The sequence below is a fragment of the Streptomyces sp. NPDC001450 genome, from assembly GCF_053597295.1.
Genome location: NZ_JBSFHY010000135.1, coordinates 1 through 2,048, shown reverse-complemented (window position 1 = coordinate 2,048; position 2,048 = coordinate 1). Strand labels below are relative to the sequence as shown.

The following is a 2,048-nucleotide window of genomic DNA, read 5'->3' as shown; positions in this document are numbered from 1 at the left end:
CCTTCGACACCCCGGACTTCAACCCCCTTGCCGCGATGGCCGGCCGGGTCCGAGCGCCTCGCTAAGCTCCTGGCCACAGCCAGTTGATCACTGTGTTGCAACGACCCCTGGAATTCGCCCGTCGCCGGGGGCCTCCTGCGTGTGCGCGTACGGGCGCTCACCGCGCCTTCCGCGCGGGTGCGCTCACTTCATCTTCAGCGCCGCCGCCATCTTCGTCAGCTGGTCGAAGGAGGCCGTACCGGCGACCACCGTCGTGGAGCCGGGGGTGTCCTCGAGGACCAGGGCGTCGTAGCGGCCGCCGGTGTAGCGGGTCCAGGTGCGGTCGCCGATCTTCTCGGTCCGCTTGGTCGCCGAGGCGCCCTGGCCGGCCTGGTCGATGAAGTCGGCGCGCTTCTTCTGCGTGGACTGCTCGACCTGCACGTACTGGCCGTCGGGGGTCTGGAAGCCGAGGTGCCAGCGGTCGGAGTCCTCGCCCTGGTAGCGCACCGAGGTCGCCTTCCAGGTCCTGGGCAGCCCTTCCGGCGCTGCCACCGGGTAGCTCGCCGCGCGGCGCGCCGTGAGCAGCTCGACCCGGTAGTCGACCCGCTTGAGCTCGGGCGCGTGATCGTCGTGCGGGACGAAGAGGTAGATGACCGCCGCCGCGATCCCGATGAGGCCCAGGGAGAGAATCATGTCCCGGACCGTCTTCTGCTTGCCGTTCGAACCTGCCACGCCCCCTATCGTCGCAGGTGCCCGGAGCGCTCATCCGTGGGGTCCCCTGCTCATTTTGTCTACCTAACGATAGAGTCGGAGGCACACCCTCATCCGGCCGTCGTCGTATCAGAAAGGTGCGCTCCGATGACCGAGCATCACTCTTTGCCGTCCGAACTGGACGTCCCCTCCGAGGCCCCCGACCGCAACCTCGCCCTCGAGCTCGTCCGGGTGACCGAAGCCGCGGCGATGGCCGCGGGCCGCTGGGTCGGACGCGGCGACAAGAACGGCGCCGACGGCGCCGCGGTACGCGCCATGCGAACCCTCGTCTCCACCGTGTCGATGAACGGCGTCGTCGTCATCGGTGAGGGCGAGAAGGACGAGGCGCCGATGCTCTTCAACGGCGAGCAGGTCGGCGACGGCACCGGTCCCGAGGTCGACATCGCCGTGGACCCGATCGACGGCACCACGCTGACGGCCAAGGGCATGCCGAACGCGATCGCCGTCCTCGCGGCCACCGAGCGCGGCGCCATGTTCGACCCGTCCGCCGTCTTCTACATGGACAAGCTGGTCACGGGCCCCGAGGCCGCCGACTTCGTCGACATCGACGCGCCCGTGGCCGTGAACATCCGCCGGATCGCCAAGGCGAAGCGGTCCACGCCCGAGGACGTCACCGTCGTCATCCTGGACCGGCCGCGGCACGAGGGCATCATCAAGGAGGTCCGGGAAGCCGGCGCGCGCATCAAGCTGATCTCCGACGGCGATGTGGCCGGCTCGATCCTGGCGCTGCGCGAGGGCACGGGCATCGACCTGCTGCTCGGCATCGGCGGCACGCCGGAGGGCATCATCTCGGCCTGTGCCGTGAAGTGCCTGGGCGGCACGATCCAGGGCAAGCTGTGGCCCAAGGACGACGAGGAGCGGGCGCGGGCGATCGACGCCGGGCACGATCTGGACCGGGTGCTGACCACCGAGGACCTGGTGCAGGGGGAGAACGTCTTCTTCGTCGCCACCGGGATCACCGATGGTGAGCTGCTGCGTGGTGTGCGGTACCGGTCGGAGACCGCGACCACCGACTCGATCGTGATGCGGTCGAAGTCCGGGACGGTGCGGCGGATCGACTCCGAGCACCGGCTGAGCAAGCTGCGGGCCTACAGCGCGATCGACTTCGACCGGGCGAAGTAGCACCCGAAGCCTGAAGCCTCAGGCGAAGTCCTGGGCGCCCTCGGTGCGGAGAGGGCGCCCTTGCTCATGCCTGGGGCCTGTCTAGTGCCCCGGCAGGCAACGTTTGCCCGTCAAGGAGCGGCGTCCGGTGCGTGCTCTCGGCGTGCCGGCCGGAAGCCCTCGTACTGGACGTACTT

General features: G+C 69.4%; 2 protein-coding genes. One reads left to right on the top strand and one right to left on the bottom strand.

Annotation, left to right across the window (positions count from 1 at the left end; all coding sequences use genetic code 11):
• Window positions 1-183 precede the first annotated feature (183 nt).
• On the bottom strand, window positions 184-711 hold the full coding sequence (locus ACWC5O_RS45345) for a DUF4245 domain-containing protein (RefSeq protein WP_450583713.1): 528 nt from the start codon (window positions 709-711) through the stop codon (window positions 184-186).
• A gap of 126 nt (window positions 712-837) precedes the next feature.
• Here ACWC5O_RS45345 and glpX point away from each other — a divergent pair, with 126 nt between their 5' ends.
• Window positions 838-1,872, top strand: coding sequence for a class II fructose-bisphosphatase (gene glpX / locus ACWC5O_RS45340; protein ID WP_450583715.1), 1,035 nt, complete (start codon window positions 838-840; stop codon window positions 1,870-1,872).
• Window positions 1,873-2,048: the final 176 nt, after the last annotated feature.

What these genes read in the sequence shown, in the direction of transcription:
- glpX (WP_450583715.1), top strand. Translation starts at nt 838, where the DNA reads ATGACCGAGCATCACTCTTTGCCGTCCGAACTGGACGTCCCCTCCGAG.